Source organism: Stutzerimonas sp. FeSN7, from assembly GCF_030263795.1.
Lineage (GTDB): Bacteria > Pseudomonadota > Gammaproteobacteria > Pseudomonadales > Pseudomonadaceae > Stutzerimonas > Stutzerimonas stutzeri.
The window spans coordinates 1,771,426-1,792,940 of the sequence record NZ_JARPMN010000001.1; the positions used below are offsets into that span (position 1 = coordinate 1,771,426).

A 21,515-nucleotide genomic window follows, 5' to 3' on the forward strand; every position below is an offset into this window, starting at 1 on the left:
GGAGCGCCCCGCCTCGGCGAGAGCTGTCAGCCTTTGGCCTTTTCCATGGCGAGCGCCTGGTTGACCGCGAGCCAGCCGTCTACAGACTGTTCCCCCACGTCATCGAAGGCGCGCTGTAGCAGCCTGACCTGTTCCCGGCGCAGTGCTTGCTCGAGCTTCGCTCCCTCGGCGGTGAAGCGCAGCATGCGTTTGCGCTTGTCGTCCTCCGCCGTGAGGCTTTCCACCAGATGCATTTCGATCAGTTGGCGCAATGGTGTGTTCAGCGCCTGCTTGGTAACGCCCAGGTAGCTCAGCAGTTCCTTGACGCTCAGGTCGGGATAGCTGGCGATAAAGAACAGGATGCGGTGGTGCACGCGGGACAGGCCGCGACGGGCCAGCATCTCGTCAGGCTTTGCCGTGAAAGCCTGATAGCCGAGAAAGAAGCTTTCCATTATCTGGCGCTGCACGGCGCTTTTTTTTAGGTCAGGCATATTGACGTATTTATTATGAGAGGCGTAATTTCGGTCAAGAAGTTTGACTTATTTTGCAACGCCTCGCACCTGGTATGGAAATGGCCTTCTCCGAACGTATTACTCGCCTGAAAAGCTCCCTGATTCGTGAAATTCTCGCCGCAGCCCAGCGTCCTGAGGTGATGTCCTTTGCCGGTGGGTTGCCGGCTGAGGCGATGTTACCCGCGGTGGATTGGGCCGAGCTGCCTGCGAGCATGGGGCAATACGGCATGAGCGAAGGCGAACCCGCCCTTCGCGAAGCCATCGCGGCTCAGGCCCGGGCGCTCGGCGTGCCCTGCGAGGCCAGTCAGGTGCTGATTGTCAGTGGGTCGCAACAGACGCTGGATCTCGCCTCGAAGCTGTTCATCGACTCGGGCACCGAGGTGCTGGTCGAGGCGCCGACCTATCTCGCCGCGCTGCAGTCGTTCCAGCTGTTCGGTGCACAGTGTCTGGCCGTTGCGCAGCAGGCTGACGGACCGGATCTGGCGGCACTGCGTTCCACGCTGGAGCAGCACACTCCGGCTTTCGCCTACCTGATTCCGACCTTCCAGAATCCTTCTGCGGTCCGTTACAGCGAAGCCAAGCGTGAGGCCGTTGCCGATCTGCTGGATGAATACGGTGTGACCTTGCTGGAGGACGAGCCGTACCGTGAACTGGTGTTCGACCAGGGCAGTGCCAGGCCCATCGTGTCGCGCCTCAAGCGGGCCAGCTGGATCTACACCGGCACGGTATCCAAGACGCTGCTGCCCGGTTTGCGGGTGGGCTACCTGATCGCGTCTGCGGACCTGTTTCCTTATCTGCTGCGCCTCAAGCAGTCGGCAGATCTGCATACCAATCGGATCGGGCAATGGCAGGCGTTGCAATGGCTGGGCAGCGACCATTACCAGGCGCATCTCGGACAGTTGCGCGAGTTCTACCGAGTCCGCCGCGATGCCATGCAGGCGGCGCTGAGGGAGCACTTCAGCGATCTGGCGACCTGGGAGTTGCCGCAGGGCGGGCTGTTCTTCTGGTTGACGCTCAAGCAGCCGCTTGACACGCGAACGCTGCTCAATCGAGCGCTGGCCGAGGATGTCGTGTTCATGCCCGGCGAGCCGTTCTTCGTCGAACCGGACGCAAACCCCGGCTATCTGAGGCTGAATTTCAGTCATGTCGCGGCTGAGCGCATGGACGAGGGACTACGCAGGCTGGCCCAGGTCATTCGCGACGCCGGTGCGCTGGAAGCTGCGTGAGGAGTTATTGCCGACCCGCGCCGCGGGTCGATCGGGAGGGGAGACCATGTTGAAAGTCTATGGCGATTATCGGTCGGGTAATTGCTACAAGATCAAGCTGATGCTGCACCTGCTGGACCAGCCGTACGAGTGGATTGCGATAAATATCCTTCGAGGCGAGACGCGCTCGGAGGAGTTTCTCAAGAAGAATCCGAACGGCAAGATCCCGGTGCTGGAACTCGAGGACGGCTCCTGTCTATGGGAGTCCAACGCCATCCTGAACTACCTGGCCGAGGGCAGCGAGTTCCTTCCGACCGATCCGCGCCTGCGCACTCAGGTGCTGCAGTGGCAGTTCTTCGAGCAGTACAGTCACGAGCCGTTCATTGCCGTGGCGCGGTACATCAAGGTCTATCTGGGGATGCCGGAAGAGCGGCGCGAAGAATACGAGGCCAAGCAGCTCGACGGCTATCATGCCCTTAACGTGATGGAGCAACAGCTGCTGCGCACGCCGTATCTGGTGGGTGATCACTATTCCATCGCCGACGTTGCGCTCTACGCATACACCCACGTGGCGGAAGAGGGTGGTTTCGATCTGGGGGGGTATCCAGCGATCCGCCAGTGGCTGCAGCGCGTTGCGAGCCATCCGCGGCATGTAGGCATGTACGATTGAGGAGCTAAAAAGACAGGGCCGTGAAGGCCCTGTCTTCTCTGAGCTACTTCACCAGCCCGAGAAACTCGCTACGAGTAGCGGCATTGTCGCGGAACTGACCCAGCATCACCGATGTGACCATGGAAGAATTCTGCTTCTCGACACCGCGCATCATCATGCACATGTGCTGGGCTTCGATGACCACGGCTACACCGGAGGCTCCGGTGACTTGCTGCATCGCTTCGGCGATCTCGCGGGTCAGGTTTTCCTGAATCTGCAGTCGGCGCGCATACATGTCGACGATCCGGGCGACCTTCGACAGGCCAAGCACCTTGCCGTTGGGCAGGTAGGCGACGTGCGCCTTGCCGATGAAAGGCAGCATGTGGTGTTCGCAGAGCGAGTACAGCTCGATGTTCTTGACCAGCACCATCTCGCTGTTGTCGGAGCTGAACAGCGCGCCGTTGGTCACCTCTTCGAGGGTCTGCTGGTAGCCCTTGCACAGGTACTGCATGGCTTTGGCGGCGCGTTTGGGTGTGTCGAGCAGACCCTCGCGGTTAACGTCCTCGCCAAGTTGGCCAAGGATCGCGGTGTAGTGTTGTTCCAGGGACATTGAGCTACCTGTCAGGCTTCATAGGGTCGCGAACGCGAAGGGTAGGGGGCTGCCGCTCTGCTGGCAAGCCTGTCGAGCGACTGGCGTGAGCCGAGCAGTCATTCGTCGCGCCCTTCAAGCATGGTGCGCTTGAGCACCACGTAGAGTGCGCCGGTCCCCCCATGGCGCGGCAGGCAGGACGTGAAACCAAGCACCTGTGGGTGTTGCCGCAACCAGGTGTTTACGTGGCTCTTGATCAATGGGCGCTTGCCATCCAGCCGCGCGGCCTTGCCATGAGTCACGCGGACGCAACGGACTTCGAGGCGGGTTGCTTCGGCGATGAAGTCCCACAGCTGTTCGCGGGCCTTTTCCACTGTCATGCCATGCAGGTCCAGGCTGCCTTCGAACGGTATCTGGCCGGCCTTGAGCTTGCGCATCTGCGCGTCCTGCACGCCGTCACGCGCCCAGTAGAGCTCATCCTCCGCGCCGACGTCGATGACGAACTGGTCCGACAGTCCGTCGACGCGCGTCGAGTCGTTGCTGAGCGTGGCGTTGCTGCGGCGGGTCGCGATCTGTTCGCGGTTGGCGCGGACCTTGCCGGTTTCGGCACGGTCATGGGTTATCGGCTTGACACCGCGCACGGCCGATTGGAAGAGGGAAAAATCGTCGTCGTCTTGCATGGGGCCTCCAAACAGAAGGCCAGTCTACCCCAGCCACTGCCGCGTGCAGAAAGCGTCCTAGCGGCTCAGGGCTGCCGTGTCCGGCACGCAGACCGCAAAGTTGTCGGCAAGGATGGTCATTTCGATGCGATGGACCTGTTCGGCATCGATGCTGCCTTCGCCCATCGGCAGGTTGCGCGTGGCGCAGGCGCTGTCGACGAGAGTGCAGCGATAGCCGTAATCCTTGGCTGCGCGAACGGTGGTGCTGATGCTCGAATGGGTCATGAAGCCGCAAACGATGAGATCGAGGCGGCCGAGTTTCTGCAGCAGCTCGTGCAGCTCGGTGCCGGAAAAAGCGTTGGGGAGGCGTTTGGCGACCACGGGCTCGCCGGGCAGCGGCGCGGCTTCGGGCATGATCTGTCCACGAAAACCTTGAGGATCGAACAGCCCGCCGCTGATGCCCAGGTGATGCACATGCACGATCGGTGCGCCGGCCGCGCGCGCAGCTGCCAGCAGGCGGGTGATTTCCGGTAGCGCCCGATCCAGGGCGGGCAGGGCCAGAACGCCACTGCGGTATTCCTCCTGCACGTCGATGACCAGCAGGGTGGCATTCGTCAGCGTCGCCGGGTTATAGCTGCGGCCACTGAGCTGAAGCATGGTCTGTGGCTTGGTCATTGTCGGCTCCTTGTGCTGTGAGGGGGCTGATTGTGGCGCCTGAGCGCGCCGATGTGAACCGTCCAGCCGATTGTTTCGCTTGGCAGGCGAGTGACTGCTCGGTCGCGCTCTTGACGCTCGGATTGCCGCAAAAATTCCGTGCCGAAGGGTACTGCCAGTGATCAGCGAACGCTCGCAACGAATTGGGCATTTACAAAGCTGTCTCAACTTTGCTGGCGAACCACAGGTCTCGGCAACCACCGCCGTAGCTCGGGTTTTCCGATGCCTGTTAAACTCGCGCACTTTTTACAGGAGACGCCCTTGTGACCGCTTCGCTCTCTCGCTTGCGTACCCTGCGTGACTATATTCGCTGGGCTGTCAGCCGTTTTCAGGCGGAGCAGCTGTTCTTTGGCCACGGCACCGACAACGCCTGGGACGATGCGCGTCAGCTGGTTCTGGGTGCACTTCATCTGCCGTGGGAGATGTCCGATAGCTATCTGGACTGTCGCCTGGAAGCGGATGAGTGCGAACACTTGCAGAACCTGCTACGTCGGCGCATCGAAGAGCGTGTACCGACTGCCTACCTGCTGGAGCAGGCCTGGTTCTGTGGCCTGCCGTTCATTGTCGATGAGCGCGTGCTCATTCCGAGGTCGCCCATCGGTGAGCTGATCGAGCATCGTTTCGAACCCTGGCTGCCCGGTACCCCGAAACGCATCCTTGATCTTTGCACCGGGTCGGGCTGCATCGGTATCGCCTGTGCGTATGAATTCCTCGAAGCAGAAGTCGTACTGGCGGACATCTCGTTCGATGCGCTCGAGGTGGCCAACCGCAACATCGAGCAGCATGGTCTCGAAGAGCGCGTCTACACCGTGCAAAGCGATGGTTTCGACGGGCTGCCCAATCAGCGCTTCGACCTGATCGTGTCGAACCCGCCTTATGTCGACGCCGAGGATTTCGCGGATATGCCAGATGAGTTCCATCATGAGCCGGAGCTCGGCCTGGCGTGCGGTAACGATGGGCTGGACCTGGTCCGTCGCATGCTTGCCGAAGCCGCAGATCACCTCACCGACGATGGCGTGCTGATCGTCGAGGTGGGCAACAGTCAGGTTCATGTTCAGGCGCTGTATCCGGAAGTGGATTTCACCTGGCTGGAATTCACCCGTGGTGGACATGGCGTATTCCTGCTGGCCGCACAGCAATGCCGAAAGCATCAGGCACTGCTCCGCTCGCGCCTGGCGGAGAGCTGATCGGTTTTCTCTGGAAGGGCGTAGCGTTCGAATCTTCTACTCCTCGCCAGTCCGGCCCTGCATGGCCGATTGGCGAATCTCGCTGAGCATTTGCCCCGCATGGTGGTCTGCATAGAAGTCCGATCGGGAATCTGTGCCGCTGGCTGGCTGCAGTTCCGATCGGTCAGTGTTCGAGCCGTCATTCACTGACCATTGAAGTGGACAGCCCATGCCAGGCATCACCGTAGAACCCACCACTTTTTCCTTGTTCGGCGCCCTGGGCGATCTTGCGTTGCGCAAGCTGTTTCCGGCGCTTTACCAGCTGGATCGTGCCGGTCTGCTGCATGGCGATACGCGAATCCTTGCGCTGTCGCGTGAAGGTGGTGAGCCTGAGGCACACAAGTCGCGAATCATTCAGGCGTTGCGAGCGCGCGTACCGGCTGGCGAACTCGACGAGCCGGCGCTCGAGCGCTTTGCCGAGCGGCTGCGCTACCTCACCATGGATTTCCGTCGCGGTGACGACTACGCGGCGCTTCGAGAGTGCGTACCGCAGGACTTGCCCCTGGTCGCCTATTTCGCAACGCCCGCCGCGGTGTATGGCGACATCTGCAGGTTCCTCGCGGCGAGCGGGCTCGCCGAACAGGCCCGGGTCGTTCTGGAGAAGCCCATCGGTCACGATCTCGAATCGTCCAGGGTGATCAACGATGCCGTTGCCGAGCATTTTCCAGAGAGCCGTATCTACCGCATCGACCACTATCTCGGTAAGGAAACCGTCCAGAATCTGATCGCGCTGCGCTTCGCCAACAGCCTGTTCGAAACTCAGTGGGACCAGCACCATATTTCCCACGTCGAGATCACCGTCGCCGAAACGGTGGGCATTGAAGGCCGTTGGGGCTATTTCGATCAGGCCGGCCAGCTGCGCGACATGGTGCAGAACCACTTGCTGCAGCTGCTCTGCCTGATCGCCATGGATCCGCCGAGCAATCTCACCGCTGACAGCATCCGTGACGAGAAAGTGAAGGTGCTCAAGGCACTGGCTCCGATCACGGCCGAATCCATCCATCAGCGGGTCGTGCGCGGGCAGTATGCGGCGGGCAACGTAGGTGGCGTTTCGGTGCCGGGTTATCTGGACGAGGAGAATTCCAACGCGCAGAGCAGCACCGAGACGTTCGTCGCCTTGCGGGCCGATATCTGCAACTGGCGATGGTCCGGCGTGCCGTTCTACCTGCGTACCGGCAAGCGCATGGCGCAGAAACTGTCGCAGATCGTCATCCATTTCAAGGAGCCGCCGTTCTACATCTTCGCCCCCGAGCAACGCGCGCTGATCAGCAATCGCCTGATCATCCGCCTGCAACCGGATGAAGGCATTTCGCTGCAAGTCATGACCAAGGAGCAGGGGCTGGACAAGGGCATGCATCTTCGCAGTGGGCCGCTGCAGCTGAATTTCTCGGAGACTTATAAAAGCGCGCGAATTCCGGATGCTTATGAGCGCCTGTTGCTCGAGGTGATGCAAGGCAACCAGAATCTGTTCGTGCGCAGGGATGAAATCGAATATGCGTGGCATTGGTGCGATCAGTTGATCGACGGTTGGAGTCGGCTCGGTGCTGAGCTCAAACTGTACCCGGCGGGTTCCTGGGGGCCGGTCGCTTCGATTGCACTGATCACGCGCGACGGGAGGGCGTGGTATGGCGATCTCTGAACTGGACTTACCCACGGGCGTGATCGCCCATAGCTCGGCGGACGCGCAGCGGCAGGCCGAACTGATGGCCGACAGCGTCGCCAAGGCGCTGCGCTACGCGGTACAGACACACGGCGTCGCAAGTCTGGTGGTATCCGGTGGGCGGAGCCCGGTTGCGTTCTTCGAGTCCCTCTCTAGGCGAGAGCTGGACTGGGCAAAGATCCAGATCAGCCTGGCCGACGAGCGCTGGGTCTCGCCAACCGATCCGGCCAGCAATGAAGGCTTGCTGCGGCGCCACCTTCTGCAGAATGCCGCGAATGCCGCCCGGCTGATCGGGCTCTACCAGCCAGCCGACTCGCTCGAGCAGGCTGCGGGCTTCGCCAATGCGGCGCTCGACCAATTGCATCAGCCGATCGATGTGCTCGTGCTCGGCATGGGTGACGACGGGCACACCGCTTCGCTGTTCCCTAGCAGCGCCAACTTGGCGCATGCCTTGCGGGAGGATTGTCCCGAGCGCTGTGTGGCTACGCAGGCACCGGTCGCCCCCGAGGCCCGCCTGACGATGACCTATCCTCTACTGGCCTGCGCCAGGATGCAGTGTCTGGCCATTCAAGGCAGCGAAAAGCTTGAAACCCTGCGTGTAGCGCTGAGTGCCGATCCATTGCAGATGCCCATCCGGGCATTCCTGCACGCCCCGCTCGAAATCTACTGGTGCCCTTGAGGCCCGAGGACTCCTGCATGACCATGGACCAGAAGAATGCCCTGATCGAACAGATCTGCGTCGCGGCGCGGATTCTGCCGGTCATCACCATTGGCAGCGAAGAGCAGATCCTGCCGCTCGCCGATGCCTTGTCGGCGGGTGGCCTGCGTACCCTGGAGATTACCTTGCGCTCGCGTCATGGCCTGACCGCTATTCAGCGGTTGCGCCAGGAACGACCGGACCTCTGCATCGGCGCCGGAACCGTCCTCGACCGGCGCATGATGGACGAAGTGGAGGCGGCCGGCGCCCAGTTCATCGTCACGCCGGGCTCTACCCGCGACATCCTCGAAGCCGGGGTGAGCTGCTCGGTACCCTTGCTACCGGGCACGAGCAGTGCGTCCGACGTCATGGAAGGCTACGCGCTGGGTTATCGCCGCTTCAAACTGTTCCCGGCCGAGGTGTGTGGCGGCATCGCCGCGCTCAAGGCCCTCGGCGGACCGTTCGGGGACGTTCGGTTCTGCCCGACCGGCGGGGTGAGCGCTGCCAATGCGGCCCAGTACCTGGCGCTGGCTAACGTCATGTGTGTCGGCGGTACCTGGATGATCGACAGCGCAACGCTGGAGCGCGGCGACTGGGCGGGCATCCAGCAGCGTACCGCGGAGGCCCTGGCCGCTTTGCCCTAGGTCGGACTGGCGCCGCCGTCCGACTGGCGCAAGGTGCGCAGCCGGCATGATCCGCGTATGATTCGCGCCCTTTCAATCGGATTGCCACACCGGGAGGTGCCCAGATGACCGAGCACGAAGAAACCACGATCCACGCCACGCACGGCGAGAAGCTGCAGAAAGTCCTTGCCCGTCTGGGCATCGCGTCGCGTCGCGACGTCGAAAAGTGGATCGTCGAGGGCCGCGTCAAGGTCAATGGCGCGGTTGCCACACTCGGCCAGCGTGTCGATTCCCATGACGCCATCGCAGTCGATGGCCGCCTGCTCAAGCGCGAAGAAACCAGCCAGGTGGTGCGGCGTGTGCTGATCTACAACAAGCCCGACGGCGAGATCTGCACCCGCAACGACCCCGAAGGCCGCCCTACGGTGTTCGATCGCCTGCCACGTCCCAAGGAGGGCCGCTGGATCAACATCGGCCGGCTCGATATCAACACGACGGGGCTGCTGCTGTTCACCACTGACGGTGAGCTGGCCAATCGCCTGATGCACCCCTCGTACGAAATGGACCGGGAATACGCGGTACGTGTGCGCGGCGAGGTCGACGACGAGATGATCGAGCGGCTGAAGACCGGGGTGATGCTGGAGGACGGTCCGGCGCGCTTCACCGATATCCAGGAAGCGCCTGGTGGCGAAGGCTTCAACCATTGGTATCACTGCGTGGTCATGGAAGGCCGCAACCGTGAGGTTCGTCGGCTCTGGGAATCCCAGGGGCTGGTCGTCAGCCGGCTGAAGCGTGTCCGTTTCGGGCCGGTTTTCATGACGTCCGATCTGCCGATGGGGCGCTGGCGCGAGATGTCGCAAGCCGAGGTGGACATTCTCAGCGAGGAGGTTGGCCTAAAGCCGGTCGCCTTGCCGAGCATGAAGGCCAAGACGAAGGAGAAGATCGACCGCATGCAACGCAAGGTGGCCAAGCCACTTGGGCGAGGCGAGCGGCGGTCACGTGTACTTCGTCCCGCCCACGAAGCCGACATGCCTGTAGCGGATAAACCGCGTGCGGCACGAGATGACAAGAGCGAGCGCAAGCCGCGCGGCAGCGACAAGCCGCGTGGTACGCCGGTCGCCGAGCGTCCGGGGGATACCCGCAAGGGCGGCAAGCGCCACGAAGGCGGCGGGCGCTCATCGGGTCCGGCGAGGAAGCCGGCCGGAGAAGGTCAGCGGCCCGGCTTCGGGCGCGAGCGCAGCAAGCGTCCCTGAGCGGTCTGCAGCGCAGCGCAGCGCAGTGGATGACTGCGCTGCGCGGACTTCATCGGGCGTCCAGCGCCTGGCCGTTGATGCCGGCGCTATCCGGGCCCATCAGGTACAGATAGACCGGCATGATTTCTTCCGGCAATGGATTGACGAGCGGGTTCTCGCCCGGGTACGCCTTGGCGCGCATGTCGGTCCGAGTAGCGCCCGGGTTGATGCTGTTGGCACGCACCGGCGCGGTATCGTCCAGTTCGTCGGCCAGAACCTGCATCAGTCCTTCCGTGGCGAACTTCGATACGGCGTAGGCACCCCAGTAGGCGCGGCCTTTGCGTCCGACGCTGCTGGAGGTGAAGATCACCGAGGCGTCTTTGGAGAGCTTGAGCAGCGGTAGCAAGGTGCTGGTCAGCATGAACATGGCATTCACGTTGATCTGCATGACTCGCATGAAATTGTCGCCGGACAACTGCTCGATCGGCGTGCGAGGGCCAACGATCGCAGCGTTGTGCAGCAATCCGTCCAGGTGTCCGAATTCCCGCTCGATCATGGCTGCCAGCTCGTCGTACTGATGCGGCAGGGCTGTCTCCAGGTTGAACGGGATGACAGCAGGGCGCGGATGGCCTGCTGCTTCGATTTCGTCGTACACCCGATTCAGATTGTCTTCATTCTTGCCCAGTAACAGCACGGTAGCTCCGTGGGCCGCGTAGGCCTTGGCAGCAGCTTCACCGATGCCCCGGCCAGCGCCGGTGACCAGGATGATGCGCCCTGCGAGCAGGTCGGGGCGGGCGGAATACTCGAACATCGGATGCCTCGTAAATCGAAAGTGATAGGTGCTTCGGCAATTACTGCCGAGTGATGATGCTGTGGTGGTGAACCTATGGCTGTATCAGCAACTGCACAGGGCGCTGTCCAGGACCTGGCGCAGATCCAGCGGGTGATCCACCACTACGTCCGCGCCCCAATTGCTCGGGTTGTCTTGCGGATGGATATAGCCATAGCGCACCGCGGCCGTCCTGCTGCCCGCCGCTCGTCCCGATTCGATGTCGCGCAGGTCATCACCGACGAACAGGACCGCAGAAGGATCAAGGTCGAGCTGTTTGCACGCGAGGATCATCGGCTCGGGGTCGGGCTTGCTATTGGCGACGTGATCAGGACAGACCAGCACGGCAGAGCGGGACGCCAGGCCCAGCTGCTGCATGATCGGTTCGGCGAAACGCAGCGGCTTGTTGGTTACCACCCCCCAGCGCAGGTTGGACCGCTCGATTTCGTCCAGCAGTTCCGCCATGCCATCGTAGAGGCGGCTATGCACGGCGCAATGCTCCTGGTAGCGCGCAAGAAACTCCAGGCGCAATGCTTCGAACTCGTCCGACATGGGGTCCACATCGAAGGCGCCGAGCACCATGGCTCTGGCACCACCGGACACCACATCACGAATCTGCTGATCCGGCACCGGCTCCAGGCCGCGCGCAATCCGCATGGCCTGCGCCACGGCGATGAAATCGGGAGCGGTATCGAGCAGGGTACCGTCCATGTCGAACAGAACAGCGCGCAGGCGCATCAGGACTCCTTGACGGTCTGGACCATGTAGTTGACGTCGACGTCCGCTGACAGCTTGTAGTGCTTGGTCAGCGGGTTGTAGGTAAGGCCGATGATGTCCTTCACGGCCAAGCCGGCATCACGGCTCCAGGCGCCGAGCTCGGAAGGACGGATGAATTTCTTGAAGTCATGTGTGCCGCGCGGAAGCAGCTGCAGCACATACTCCGCGCCGATGATGGCGAACGCGTAGGCTTTCGGGTTGCGGTTGATGGTGGAGAAGAACACCTGGCCGCCCGGTTTGACCAGTGTGGCGCAGGCCCGGATGACCGAGGCCGGGTCCGGTACGTGTTCGAGCATCTCGAGACAGGTGACCACGTCGAACTGCTCCGGTGCCTCTGCGGCCATGGCTTCGGCGGTGATCTGCCGATAATCGATTTCGAGTCCGGATTCGAGAAGGTGCAGGCGCGCAACCGACAGCGGAGCCTCGCCCATGTCGATGCCAGTCACCTGAGCGCCACGCTGCGCCATGGCCTCGCTCAGGATGCCGCCACCGCAGCCGATGTCGATGACTTTCTTTCCGGCCAGAGAGATGTGCTCGTCTATCCAATTGACCCGTAATGGATTGATCTCATGCAGTGGCTTGAACTCACTCTCGCGATCCCACCAGCGATGTGCAAGGGCTTCGAATTTGGCGATTTCAGCGTGGTCGACGTTGCTCATGGTCTGGTCCGTTTATAAAGCTTGAAGAAGAAGCTTGAGCTGCAATCGCTCATGTTGCCAGCTTCGGATAGCGGCGAGGGCGCATAGGTCATTCGGTCGCGGGGGTCCTGCATATCTACTCGCCTTCGTCACTGGCTGTCCGTGCTGGCAATCCGGGCGCCCCATTGGCGGGCATTCGCGATGACACGCTGCTCGTCCATCCGGGTCAGCTTGCCGTTGTTCAACAACTGTTTTCCTCCTACCCAGGCATGCCGGACGGCGTCTCGCCCTGTGGAATAGATCAGCTGAGAAACCGGATCGTACATTGGTTGCTGAGCCAAACCGGAGAGATCGACGGCGACCAGGTCGGCGAATTTTCCGATCTCCAGCGAGCCGGTGTGATCATCGATCCCCAACGCCCGTGCACCATTGAGCGTAGCCATGCGCAATGCGCGATGTGCATCCAGGGCGGTCGCTGAACCGGCGACCGCCTTGGCCAGCAACGCGGCGGTACGGGTTTCGCCAAGCAGGTCCAGATCGTTGTTGCTCGCGGCGCCATCGGTGCCAATGGCAACATTGACTCCGGCTTCCCACAGGCGCTCTACAGGACAGAAGCCGCTGGCGAGCTTCAAGTTCGATTCGGGGCAATGAATGACACTGCAGTTATGCTCGGTGAGCAACGCGATGTCTTCTTCGTCGACCTGGGTCATATGCACAGCCTGGAACCGAGGGCCGAGCAACTGGAGTCGCGCGAGCCTGGCCAAGGGGCGTTCGCCATGCTTGTGCAGGGCCTCTTGGGTCTCGTGCGCGGTTTCATGGACGTGCATATGAATGCAGGCGTCCATCTCGGCGACCAGGATTCTGATGTTTTCGAGTTTGTCATCCGCAACCGAATAAGGCGCGTGAGGCCCGAATGCGATCGAGATACGCGGGTGATGCTTGAGATCGTCGAACAATGCCACGCCATTGCGTAGCGCCTCGTCCGCGTCGCGTGCGCCGGGTACGGGGAAATCGAGCACAGGGACGGCAATCTGTGCTCGTACACCATGCTTATGTACCAGTTCGCTTACTACAGCGGGGTGGAAATACATGTCAGAGAAGCAGGTGATGCCGCCTTTGAGCTGCTCGGCAATGGCCAGTTCGGTGCCGCAGCGCACGAAGTCTTCGTCGACCCAGCGTGCTTCGGCCGGCCAGATGTGGTCGCGCAGCCAGCGTTGCAGCGGTAGATCATCGGCCAGCCCACGAAACAGCGTCATCGCCGCGTGTCCGTGTGTATTGATCAGGCCGGGAGCCAACATCATTCCTTCGAGTTCTAGCTTCTCCTGCGCCGGATGCTTGAGTGCTTCCTCACGCGGTGCGATGAGTACGATGCGTCCATCACGGATGCCCAATCCATGCCCCTTGAGCACTACTCCCGCTGGCTCGACCGGAACCAGCCAGGTCGGAAATAGAAGCAGATCTAGCGGAGTGAGGCTTTGCCGGGACATGGGGAGCCGTGACTGGATGAGAAGGTCGACTAGTGTAATGGCTGGGGACGCTGGATTGAAGGAAGCCGTAACGCAGGTTGCAGCAGGCGTCCTGGTAGCGCTGCACTGCCTCTATATAAAGAGAGGGCAAATGCCATAGATGAAAACCGAAATAAACGGTTGACGGCTGTTTTCAGGTGCCTATAATGCGCACCACTTCCGGCGCAGTCCTCAAGCAAAACCTCTTGTAAATCAAAAGGTTAGCTACATAAAAGGGTTGCACTGGTGGCGGATTCGAGTAGAATGCGCCGCGCTGACAGGGTGGTGGTTGAGTCCTGTTGGTGGCTTTCGATCGGATTGATCGAAAGCGGTTGAAAGAGGTGGTTGACAGCGGTTTTGGACGCTGTATGATTCGCCTCCCGCTGACGAGAGATGCAGATTGATCGAGGCGGCAAGCGGTTGAGTAGAAAAGAGATTTTCGAAAAACAGCTTGACAGTAAGAAAGGCTGCTGTAGAATGCGCGGCCTCGGTTGAGACGAAAGGCTTGATCGAAACGCTCTTTAACAACTGAATCAAGCAATTCGTGTGGGTGCTTGTGAATGTAAGACTGGTAGTCGCAAGATTATCAGCATCACAAAGCAACACTCGTTTATTCGAGAGTTACTCTTTCTAGTAAAGAGATTTGCGATTGCTGAGCCAAGTTTAGGGTTTTCTCAAAACCCAAGCAGTATTGAACTGAAGAGTTTGATCATGGCTCAGATTGAACGCTGGCGGCAGGCCTAACACATGCAAGTCGAGCGGATGAGTGGAGCTTGCTCCATGATTCAGCGGCGGACGGGTGAGTAATGCCTAGGAATCTGCCTGGTAGTGGGGGACAACGTTTCGAAAGGAACGCTAATACCGCATACGTCCTACGGGAGAAAGTGGGGGATCTTCGGACCTCACGCTATCAGATGAGCCTAGGTCGGATTAGCTAGTTGGTGAGGTAAAGGCTCACCAAGGCGACGATCCGTAACTGGTCTGAGAGGATGATCAGTCACACTGGAACTGAGACACGGTCCAGACTCCTACGGGAGGCAGCAGTGGGGAATATTGGACAATGGGCGAAAGCCTGATCCAGCCATGCCGCGTGTGTGAAGAAGGTCTTCGGATTGTAAAGCACTTTAAGTTGGGAGGAAGGGCAGTAAGTTAATACCTTGCTGTTTTGACGTTACCAACAGAATAAGCACCGGCTAACTTCGTGCCAGCAGCCGCGGTAATACGAAGGGTGCAAGCGTTAATCGGAATTACTGGGCGTAAAGCGCGCGTAGGTGGTTCGTTAAGTTGGATGTGAAAGCCCCGGGCTCAACCTGGGAACTGCATCCAAAACTGGCGAGCTAGAGTATGGCAGAGGGTGGTGGAATTTCCTGTGTAGCGGTGAAATGCGTAGATATAGGAAGGAACACCAGTGGCGAAGGCGACCACCTGGGCTAATACTGACACTGAGGTGCGAAAGCGTGGGGAGCAAACAGGATTAGATACCCTGGTAGTCCACGCCGTAAACGATGTCGACTAGCCGTTGGGATCCTTGAGATCTTAGTGGCGCAGCTAACGCATTAAGTCGACCGCCTGGGGAGTACGGCCGCAAGGTTAAAACTCAAATGAATTGACGGGGGCCCGCACAAGCGGTGGAGCATGTGGTTTAATTCGAAGCAACGCGAAGAACCTTACCAGGCCTTGACATGCAGAGAACTTTCCAGAGATGGATTGGTGCCTTCGGGAACTCTGACACAGGTGCTGCATGGCTGTCGTCAGCTCGTGTCGTGAGATGTTGGGTTAAGTCCCGTAACGAGCGCAACCCTTGTCCTTAGTTACCAGCACGTTAAGGTGGGCACTCTAAGGAGACTGCCGGTGACAAACCGGAGGAAGGTGGGGATGACGTCAAGTCATCATGGCCCTTACGGCCTGGGCTACACACGTGCTACAATGGTCGGTACAAAGGGTTGCCAAGCCGCGAGGTGGAGCTAATCCCATAAAACCGATCGTAGTCCGGATCGCAGTCTGCAACTCGACTGCGTGAAGTCGGAATCGCTAGTAATCGTGAATCAGAATGTCACGGTGAATACGTTCCCGGGCCTTGTACACACCGCCCGTCACACCATGGGAGTGGGTTGCTCCAGAAGTAGCTAGTCTAACCTTCGGGGGACGGTTACCACGGAGTGATTCATGACTGGGGTGAAGTCGTAACAAGGTAGCCGTAGGGGAACCTGCGGCTGGATCACCTCCTTAATCGAAGACACCGGCTTCGTCATAAGCTCCCACACGAATTGCTTGATTCACTTGCGAAAGGCGATTGGGTTTAGACCCGAGAGTAACGATTGGGTCTGTAGCTCAGTTGGTTAGAGCGCACCCCTGATAAGGGTGAGGTCGGCAGTTCGAATCTGCCCAGACCCACCAATCGAAGGGGCCATAGCTCAGCTGGGAGAGCGCCTGCTTTGCACGCAGGAGGTCAGCGGTTCGATCCCGCTTGGCTCCACCATTAACTCTAGTCGCCGAAAGCTCAGAAATGAGTGTTTACCAGGATGAGGTTGATCGCCTGGGTTGAACATTGATTTCTGGACTTTGCGCCAGAACTGTTCTTTAAAAATTTGGGTATGTGATAGAAGTAGACCGATGTGTTGCTTTCACTGGCAGCATGTCGCGTCAAGGTAAAATTTGCGTGTTCTCTATGCAAATTTTCGGCGAATGTCGTCTTCACGTTATAGACAGTAACCAGATTGCTTGGGGTTATATGGTCAAGTGAAGAAGCGCATACGGTGGATGCCTTGGCAGTCAGAGGCGATGAAAGACGTGGTAGCCTGCGAAAAGCTTCGGGGAGTCGGCAAACAGACTTTGATCCGGAGATGTCTGAATGGGGGAACCCAGCCATCATAAGATGGTTATCACACACTGAATACATAGGTGTGTGAGGCGAACCAGGGGAACTGAAACATCTAAGTACCCTGAGGAAAAGAAATCAACCGAGATTCCCTTAGTAGTGGCGAGCGAACGGGGACTAGCCCTTAAGCTTCTTTGATTTTAGCGGAACGCTCTGGAAAGTGCGGCCATAGTGGGTGATAGCCCTGTACGCGAAAGGATCTTAGAAGTGAAATCGAGTAGGACGGAGCACGAGAAACTTTGTCTGAACATGGGGGGACCATCCTCCAAGGCTAAATACTACTGACTGACCGATAGTGAACCAGTACCGTGAGGGAAAGGCGAAAAGAACCCCGGAGAGGGGAGTGAAATAGAACCTGAAACCGTATGCGTACAAGCAGTGGGAGCCTACTTTGTTAGGTGACTGCGTACCTTTTGTATAATGGGTCAGCGACTTATTTTCAGTGGCGAGCTTAACCGAATAGGGGAGGCGTAGCGAAAGCGAGTCTTAATAGGGCGTCTAGTCGCTGGGAATAGACCCGAAACCGGGCGATCTATCCATGGGCAGGTTGAAGGTTAGGTAACACTGACTGGAGGACCGAACCGACTACCGTTGAAAAGTTAGCGGATGACCTGTGGATCGGAGTGAAAGGCTAATCAAGCTCGGAGATAGCTGGTTCTCCTCGAAAGCTATTTAGGTAGCGCCTCGTGTATCACTGCTGGGGGTAGAGCACTGTTTCGGCTAGGGGGTCATCCCGACTTACCAAACCGATGCAAACTCCGAATACCAGCAAGTGTCAGCACGGGAGACACACGGCGGGTGCTAACGTCCGTCGTGAAAAGGGAAACAACCCAGACCGTCAGCTAAGGTCCCAAAGTCATGGTTAAGTGGGAAACGATGTGGGAAGGCTTAGACAGCTAGGAGGTTGGCTTAGAAGCAGCCATCCTTTAAAGAAAGCGTAATAGCTCACTAGTCGAGTCGGCCTGCGCGGAAGATGTAACGGGGCTCAAACCATGCACCGAAGCTACGGGTTCAACGCAAGTTGAGCGGTAGAGGAGCGTTCTGTAAGCCTGTGAAGGTGAGTTGAGAAGCTCGCTGGAGGTATCAGAAGTGCGAATGCTGACATGAGTAACGACAATGCGAGTGAAAAACTCGCACGCCGAAAGACCAAGGGTTCCTGCGCAACGTTAATCGACGCAGGGTGAGTCGGTCCCTAAGGCGAGGCTGAAGAGCGTAGTCGATGGGAAACGGGTTAATATTCCCGTACTTCTAGTTACTGCGATGGGGGGACGGAGAAGGCTAGGCCAGCAAGGCGTTGGTTGTCCTTGTTTAAGGTGGTAGGCAGAGATCTTAGGTAAATCCGGGATCTTAATGCCGAGAGCTGATGACGAGCTTTCTTTTAGAAAGCGAAGTGGTCGATGCCATGCTTCCAGGAAAAGCCTCTAAGCTTCAGGTAACTAGGAACCGTACCCCAAACCGACACAGGTGGTTGGGTAGAGAATACCAAGGCGCTTGAGAGAACTCGGGTGAAGGAACTAGGCAAAATGGCACCGTAACTTCGGGAGAAGGTGCGCCGGTGAGGGTGAAGTATTTACTACGTAAGCCCATGCCGGTCGAAGATACCAGGCCGCTGCGACTGTTTATTAAAAACACAGCACTCTGCAAACACGAAAGTGGACGTATAGGGTGTGACGCCTGCCCGGTGCCGGAAGGTTAATTGATGGGGTTAGCGCAAGCGAAGCTCTTGATCGAAGCCCCGGTAAACGGCGGCCGTAACTATAACGGTCCTAAGGTAGCGAAATTCCTTGTCGGGTAAGTTCCGACCTGCACGAATGGCGTAACGATGGCGGCGCTGTCTCCACCCGAGACTCAGTGAAATTGAAATCGCTGTGAAGATGCAGTGTATCCGCGGCTAGACGGAAAGACCCCGTGAACCTTTACTATAGCTTTGCACTGGACTTTGAGCTTGCTTGTGTAGGATAGGTGGGAGGCTTTGAAGCGTGGACGCCAGTTCGCGTGGAGCCATCCTTGAAATACCACCCTGGCAACCTTGAGGTTCTAACTCTGGTCCGTTATCCGGATCGAGGACAGTGTATGGTGGGTAGTTTGACTGGGGCGGTCTCCTCCTAAAGAGTAACGGAGGAGTACGAAGGTGCGCTCAGACCGGTCGGAAATCGGTCGCAGAGTATAAAGGCAAAAGCGCGCTTGACTGCGAGACAGACACGTCGAGCAGGTACGAAAGTAGGTCTTAGTGATCCGGTGGTTCTGTATGGAAGGGCCATCGCTCAACGGATAAAAGGTACTCCGGGGATAACAGGCTGATACCGCCCAAGAGTTCATATCGACGGCGGTGTTTGGCACCTCGATGTCGGCTCATCACATCCTGGGGCTGAAGCCGGTCCCAAGGGTATGGCTGTTCGCCATTTAAAGTGGTACGCGAGCTGGGTTTAGAACGTCGTGAGACAGTTCGGTCCCTATCTGCCGTGGACGTTTGAGATTTGAGAGGGGCTGCTCCTAGTACGAGAGGACCGGAGTGGACGAACCTCTGGTGTTCCGGTTGTCACGCCAGTGGCATTGCCGGGTAGCTACGTTCGGAAGAGATAACCGCTGAAAGCATCTAAGCGGGAAACTTGCCTCAAGATGAGATCTCACTGGAGCCTTGAGCTCCCTAAAGGGCCGTCGAAGACTACGACGTTGATAGGTTGGGTGTGTAAGCGCTGTGAGGCGTTGAGCTAACCAATACTAATTGCCCGTGAGGCTTGACCATATAACACCCAAACAATTTGGCTGTTAGACGGTAAGTCGACAAACAGACCGAAAATCTGCACGAACACGCAATACCGATTCGATCACATACCCAATTCGCTGCAGCGGCTAAACCCCGAGGCAGCAACCGAATTGCTTGACGACCATAGAGCGTTGGAACCACCTGATCCCATTCCGAACTCAGAAGTGAAACGATGCATCGCCGATGGTAGTGTGGGGTTTCCCCATGTGAGAGTAGGTCATCGTCAAGCTCCTACACCAAACCCCCGATCCGCGTAAGCGGGTCGGGGGTTTGCTTTTGGAGCGCGGAAAGGCGGCAGGATCACCGATTTTTTGATGCCGACAAATTACCGTAGCTGCTCCCTTTGGCGTGATTGCCCTGCGTAGCAGCCTCTGTGCATGAATCACGCGGGCAAAACGCGTAAAATTGCGCGCTTCGTCGCGATCAGATCACGAGTGCATACAGTGGAAATATTCAAAGAATTCACATTCGAGTCGGCGCACCGTTTGCCGCACGTACCGCAAGGACACAAATGCGGGCGGCTGCATGGCCACTCCTTCCGTGTTGCCTTGTATATAAGTGGGCCAGTGGATCCACATACTGGTTGGATTCGGGATTTCGGTGAGCTGAAATCCATCTTCAAACCGCTCTACGAGCGTCTGGATCACAACTATCTGAACGACATTCCCGGTCTGGAAAACCCCACCAGCGAAAACTTGGCGAAATGGATCTGGAACGAACTGAAGCCGCTGCTTCCAGAGCTTTCCCGCGTCCGCATTCACGAGACCTGCACAAGCGGTTGTGAATACCGTGGTGAGTGATCATCGCGTTGGGTTTTATCTGCTCAGTAAATGCTGGTACCGCTAACGCCGAGCTAGTGATAGGGAACGGCTACTGACAACTCAGAATGCGCTCATCCGTCCTGAATGTGCCGTTCCGATTTTGACAGTTCTGCGCAGTTGCTGCAGAGTGCGGCGCTTTTCCTCGCGACTTGATCGTTTATACGGAGATTTGAAATGAACGCAGTTGTTGCGGCGGTCGGCATCATGCTGGTCTTGAGCCTTTGCCGCGTGCACGTGGTCGTTGCACTTATTGCCGGGGCCATGGCCGGTGGGTTGATTGGCGGGTTGGGTATCGAAGGCAGCCTCGCCGCTTTCAACAAGGGCCTGGGTGGTGGGGCGACAGTGGCGTTGTCATATGCTCTGCTTGGTGCGTTCGCCGTAGCCATCGGCAAGAGCGGTCTGGCCCACGCGCTTGCCGACAAGGCTCTGGCTTTGGTCGGAAAGCAAGGCGGCCAGGGCACCGGTGCGGTGAAGTGGATGATGGTCGCACTTCTGCTGGCGGTAGCTATCTCGTCCCAGAACATCCTGCCGATTCATATTGCGTTTATTCCGTTGCTGGTTCCGCCGTTACTTTACGTACTGTCGAAGATGAAGATCGACCGGCGCCTGATTGCCTGTGTGCTCGCGTTCGGGCTGATCACTCCTTACATGTTTCTTCCGGTTGGGTTCGGCAACATCTTCCTCAATGAGATTCTGCTGGCCAACGTTGCCAAAAGCGGTGTGGATGTAACCGGCATCAAGGTCACCCAGGCGATGCTGATCCCAGCTTTGGGCATGTTGTCGGGGCTGGCGATCGCCTTCTATAGCTACCGCAAGCCGCGTGAATATGACCTTGCTCGCATCGAGCAGGTGGAGCCCAGTTCGGTACGTTACAGCCCACTGACCTTGGTGGTGGCAGGCATTGCCGTTGCTGCGGCGTTCGTTATTCAGCTGTGGCTGGACTCGATGATTCTCGGCGCACTCGCAGGGTTCGTGATCTTCTCGGTCTCCGGTGTGGTGCGCTGGCGGGAAGCGGATGACCTGTTTACCGACGGCATGAAGATGATGGCCATGATCGGCTTCATCATGATTGCTGCCGCTGGTTTCGCTGAAGTGATGCGTGAAACCGGTGAGGTGAAACTGCTGGTAGACGCATCCACCGCGTGGATCGGCAACAGCAAGGCCATCGGCGCCCTGTTGATGCTTCTGGTCGGTTTGCTCGTCACGATTGGCATCGGCTCTTCTTTCTCGACCGTGCCAATCATCGCCGCCATTTTCGTGCCGCTTGGCGTCGAGCTGGGCTTCAGCCCCTTGGCGATCGTGAGTCTCGTTGGCACTGCCGGCGCGCTCGGCGATGGTGGTTCCCCAGCATCCGATTCCACGCTTGGGCCAACGGCTGGTCTGAATGCCGACGGTCAGCATAACCATATCTGGGACACCGTCGTGCCGACCTTCCTGCACTACAACCTGCCGCTGCTCGCATTCGGCTGGCTGGCAGCGATGACCCTCTGAACCGAAGAGAAGGGCCGTTCGGACAACAACGGCCCCTGTCGCGAATCCGTCGTCTGGCCCGCAC

General features: G+C 58.7%; 17 protein-coding genes, 2 tRNA genes and 3 rRNA genes. 14 read left to right on the forward strand and 8 right to left on the reverse strand.

What is annotated here, in order from left to right:
• Positions 1-26 precede the first annotated feature (26 nt).
• Complete coding sequence (locus tag P5703_RS08310) at positions 27-470, reverse strand: MarR family winged helix-turn-helix transcriptional regulator (protein ID WP_011913456.1); 444 nt, start codon at positions 468-470, stop codon at positions 27-29.
• 80 nt (positions 471-550) lie between these two features.
• Between P5703_RS08310 and P5703_RS08315 the strand changes: the two genes are divergently transcribed.
• Together P5703_RS08315 and P5703_RS08320 are read left to right on the forward strand one after the other, a co-directional pair.
• On the forward strand, positions 551-1,717 hold the full coding sequence (locus P5703_RS08315; protein ID WP_020308852.1) for an aminotransferase-like domain-containing protein: 1,167 nt from the start codon (positions 551-553) through the stop codon (positions 1,715-1,717).
• Positions 1,718-1,763: 46 nt separating this feature from the next.
• Entirely contained in the window at positions 1,764-2,366 is a 603-nt protein-coding gene (locus tag P5703_RS08320; RefSeq protein ID WP_019406875.1) for a glutathione S-transferase family protein, read from the forward strand.
• A gap of 43 nt (positions 2,367-2,409) precedes the next feature.
• Here P5703_RS08320 and folE read toward each other — a convergent pair whose 3' ends face one another.
• The 3 genes from folE to P5703_RS08335 form a co-directional block, all read right to left on the reverse strand.
• Complete coding sequence (gene folE / locus P5703_RS08325; protein ID WP_011913453.1) at positions 2,410-2,955, reverse strand: GTP cyclohydrolase I FolE; 546 nt, start codon at positions 2,953-2,955, stop codon at positions 2,410-2,412.
• Between the two features lie 98 nt (positions 2,956-3,053).
• Entirely contained in the window at positions 3,054-3,614 is a 561-nt protein-coding gene (locus P5703_RS08330; RefSeq protein ID WP_048329066.1) for a Smr/MutS family protein, read from the reverse strand.
• 57 nt (positions 3,615-3,671) lie between these two features.
• Positions 3,672-4,268: a cysteine hydrolase family protein gene (locus P5703_RS08335; RefSeq protein WP_011913451.1), complete on the reverse strand. Its 597-nt coding sequence runs from the start codon at positions 4,266-4,268 to the stop codon at positions 3,672-3,674.
• Between the two features lie 302 nt (positions 4,269-4,570).
• Between P5703_RS08335 and prmB the strand changes: the two genes are divergently transcribed.
• From prmB to rluB, 5 genes are all read left to right on the forward strand, one after another.
• Positions 4,571-5,494: a 50S ribosomal protein L3 N(5)-glutamine methyltransferase gene (prmB, locus tag P5703_RS08340; RefSeq protein ID WP_279641920.1), complete on the forward strand. Its 924-nt coding sequence runs from the start codon at positions 4,571-4,573 to the stop codon at positions 5,492-5,494.
• Between the two features lie 208 nt (positions 5,495-5,702).
• The gene (gene zwf, locus P5703_RS08345) at positions 5,703-7,172 is read left to right on the forward strand and encodes a glucose-6-phosphate dehydrogenase (protein ID WP_151320959.1); all 1,470 of its coding nucleotides are present in this window, start codon (positions 5,703-5,705) and stop codon (positions 7,170-7,172) included.
• Positions 7,159-7,872, forward strand: coding sequence for a 6-phosphogluconolactonase (gene pgl, locus P5703_RS08350; protein ID WP_019406873.1), 714 nt, complete (start codon positions 7,159-7,161; stop codon positions 7,870-7,872). The genes zwf and pgl overlap by 14 nt, the downstream gene beginning before the upstream one ends.
• A gap of 17 nt (positions 7,873-7,889) precedes the next feature.
• On the forward strand, positions 7,890-8,534 hold the full coding sequence (locus tag P5703_RS08355) for a bifunctional 4-hydroxy-2-oxoglutarate aldolase/2-dehydro-3-deoxy-phosphogluconate aldolase (protein WP_014596834.1): 645 nt from the start codon (positions 7,890-7,892) through the stop codon (positions 8,532-8,534).
• A 104-nt stretch (positions 8,535-8,638) separates the two neighbouring features.
• Positions 8,639-9,766 carry a 23S rRNA pseudouridine(2605) synthase RluB gene (gene rluB / locus P5703_RS08360; protein ID WP_019406872.1) on the forward strand — a complete coding sequence of 376 codons (1,128 nt, stop codon included), beginning with the start codon at positions 8,639-8,641 and terminating at the stop codon, positions 9,764-9,766.
• A gap of 49 nt (positions 9,767-9,815) precedes the next feature.
• Here rluB and P5703_RS08365 read toward each other — a convergent pair whose 3' ends face one another.
• The 4 genes from P5703_RS08365 to P5703_RS08380 all read right to left on the reverse strand — a co-directional run bounded on the left by P5703_RS08365 (position 9,816) and on the right by P5703_RS08380 (position 13,476).
• Complete coding sequence (locus P5703_RS08365; RefSeq protein ID WP_151320960.1) at positions 9,816-10,556, reverse strand: YciK family oxidoreductase; 741 nt, start codon at positions 10,554-10,556, stop codon at positions 9,816-9,818.
• A gap of 84 nt (positions 10,557-10,640) precedes the next feature.
• Positions 10,641-11,312: an N-acetylmuramic acid 6-phosphate phosphatase MupP gene (gene mupP, locus P5703_RS08370; RefSeq protein WP_014596831.1), complete on the reverse strand. Its 672-nt coding sequence runs from the start codon at positions 11,310-11,312 to the stop codon at positions 10,641-10,643.
• On the reverse strand, positions 11,312-12,010 hold the full coding sequence (gene ubiG / locus P5703_RS08375) for a bifunctional 2-polyprenyl-6-hydroxyphenol methylase/3-demethylubiquinol 3-O-methyltransferase UbiG (protein WP_011913443.1): 699 nt from the start codon (positions 12,008-12,010) through the stop codon (positions 11,312-11,314). The genes mupP and ubiG overlap by 1 nt, the downstream gene beginning before the upstream one ends.
• Before the next feature lie 128 nt (positions 12,011-12,138).
• Positions 12,139-13,476 carry a TRZ/ATZ family hydrolase gene (locus tag P5703_RS08380; protein ID WP_108241884.1) on the reverse strand — a complete coding sequence of 446 codons (1,338 nt, stop codon included), beginning with the start codon at positions 13,474-13,476 and terminating at the stop codon, positions 12,139-12,141.
• Positions 13,477-14,187: 711 nt separating this feature from the next.
• Between P5703_RS08380 and P5703_RS08385 the strand changes: the two genes are divergently transcribed.
• The 7 genes from P5703_RS08385 to P5703_RS08415 all read left to right on the forward strand — a co-directional run bounded on the left by P5703_RS08385 (position 14,188) and on the right by P5703_RS08415 (position 21,451).
• Positions 14,188-15,723 (forward strand): 16S ribosomal RNA (locus tag P5703_RS08385).
• Positions 15,724-15,814: 91 nt separating this feature from the next.
• A tRNA-Ile gene (locus P5703_RS08390) sits at positions 15,815-15,891 on the forward strand.
• Positions 15,892-15,897: 6 nt separating this feature from the next.
• A tRNA-Ala gene (locus P5703_RS08395) sits at positions 15,898-15,973 on the forward strand.
• Positions 15,974-16,227: 254 nt separating this feature from the next.
• Positions 16,228-19,118 (forward strand): 23S ribosomal RNA (locus P5703_RS08400).
• A gap of 134 nt (positions 19,119-19,252) precedes the next feature.
• Positions 19,253-19,368, forward strand: a 5S ribosomal RNA gene (rrf, locus tag P5703_RS08405).
• The 16S, 23S and 5S rRNA genes sit together here with 2 tRNA genes alongside, the layout of an rRNA operon.
• Before the next feature lie 214 nt (positions 19,369-19,582).
• The gene (gene queD / locus P5703_RS08410; protein WP_026006452.1) at positions 19,583-19,939 is read left to right on the forward strand and encodes a 6-carboxytetrahydropterin synthase QueD; all 357 of its coding nucleotides are present in this window, start codon (positions 19,583-19,585) and stop codon (positions 19,937-19,939) included.
• 195 nt (positions 19,940-20,134) lie between these two features.
• Entirely contained in the window at positions 20,135-21,451 is a 1,317-nt protein-coding gene (locus tag P5703_RS08415) for a Na+/H+ antiporter family protein (protein ID WP_013982953.1), read from the forward strand.
• The last annotated feature ends 64 nt before the right edge of the window (positions 21,452-21,515 follow it).

What these genes read in the sequence shown, in the direction of transcription:
- P5703_RS08310 (WP_011913456.1), bottom strand. Translation starts at nt 470, where the DNA reads ATGCCTGACCTAAAAAAAAGCGCCGTGCAGCGCCAGATAATGGAAAGC.
- P5703_RS08315 (WP_020308852.1), top strand. Translation starts at nt 551, where the DNA reads ATGGCCTTCTCCGAACGTATTACTCGCCTGAAAAGCTCCCTGATTCGT.
- P5703_RS08320 (WP_019406875.1), top strand. Translation starts at nt 1,764, where the DNA reads ATGTTGAAAGTCTATGGCGATTATCGGTCGGGTAATTGCTACAAGATC.
- folE (WP_011913453.1), bottom strand. Translation starts at nt 2,955, where the DNA reads ATGTCCCTGGAACAACACTACACCGCGATCCTTGGCCAACTTGGCGAG.
- P5703_RS08330 (WP_048329066.1), bottom strand. Translation starts at nt 3,614, where the DNA reads ATGCAAGACGACGACGATTTTTCCCTCTTCCAATCGGCCGTGCGCGGT.
- P5703_RS08335 (WP_011913451.1), bottom strand. Translation starts at nt 4,268, where the DNA reads ATGACCAAGCCACAGACCATGCTTCAGCTCAGTGGCCGCAGCTATAAC.
- zwf (WP_151320959.1), top strand. Translation starts at nt 5,703, where the DNA reads ATGCCAGGCATCACCGTAGAACCCACCACTTTTTCCTTGTTCGGCGCC.
- pgl (WP_019406873.1), top strand. Translation starts at nt 7,159, where the DNA reads ATGGCGATCTCTGAACTGGACTTACCCACGGGCGTGATCGCCCATAGC.
- P5703_RS08355 (WP_014596834.1), top strand. Translation starts at nt 7,890, where the DNA reads ATGACCATGGACCAGAAGAATGCCCTGATCGAACAGATCTGCGTCGCG.
- rluB (WP_019406872.1), top strand. Translation starts at nt 8,639, where the DNA reads ATGACCGAGCACGAAGAAACCACGATCCACGCCACGCACGGCGAGAAG.
- P5703_RS08365 (WP_151320960.1), bottom strand. Translation starts at nt 10,556, where the DNA reads ATGTTCGAGTATTCCGCCCGCCCCGACCTGCTCGCAGGGCGCATCATC.
- mupP (WP_014596831.1), bottom strand. Translation starts at nt 11,312, where the DNA reads ATGCGCCTGCGCGCTGTTCTGTTCGACATGGACGGTACCCTGCTCGAT.
- ubiG (WP_011913443.1), bottom strand. Translation starts at nt 12,010, where the DNA reads ATGAGCAACGTCGACCACGCTGAAATCGCCAAATTCGAAGCCCTTGCA.
- P5703_RS08380 (WP_108241884.1), bottom strand. Translation starts at nt 13,476, where the DNA reads ATGTCCCGGCAAAGCCTCACTCCGCTAGATCTGCTTCTATTTCCGACC.
- P5703_RS08415 (WP_013982953.1), top strand. Translation starts at nt 20,135, where the DNA reads ATGAACGCAGTTGTTGCGGCGGTCGGCATCATGCTGGTCTTGAGCCTT.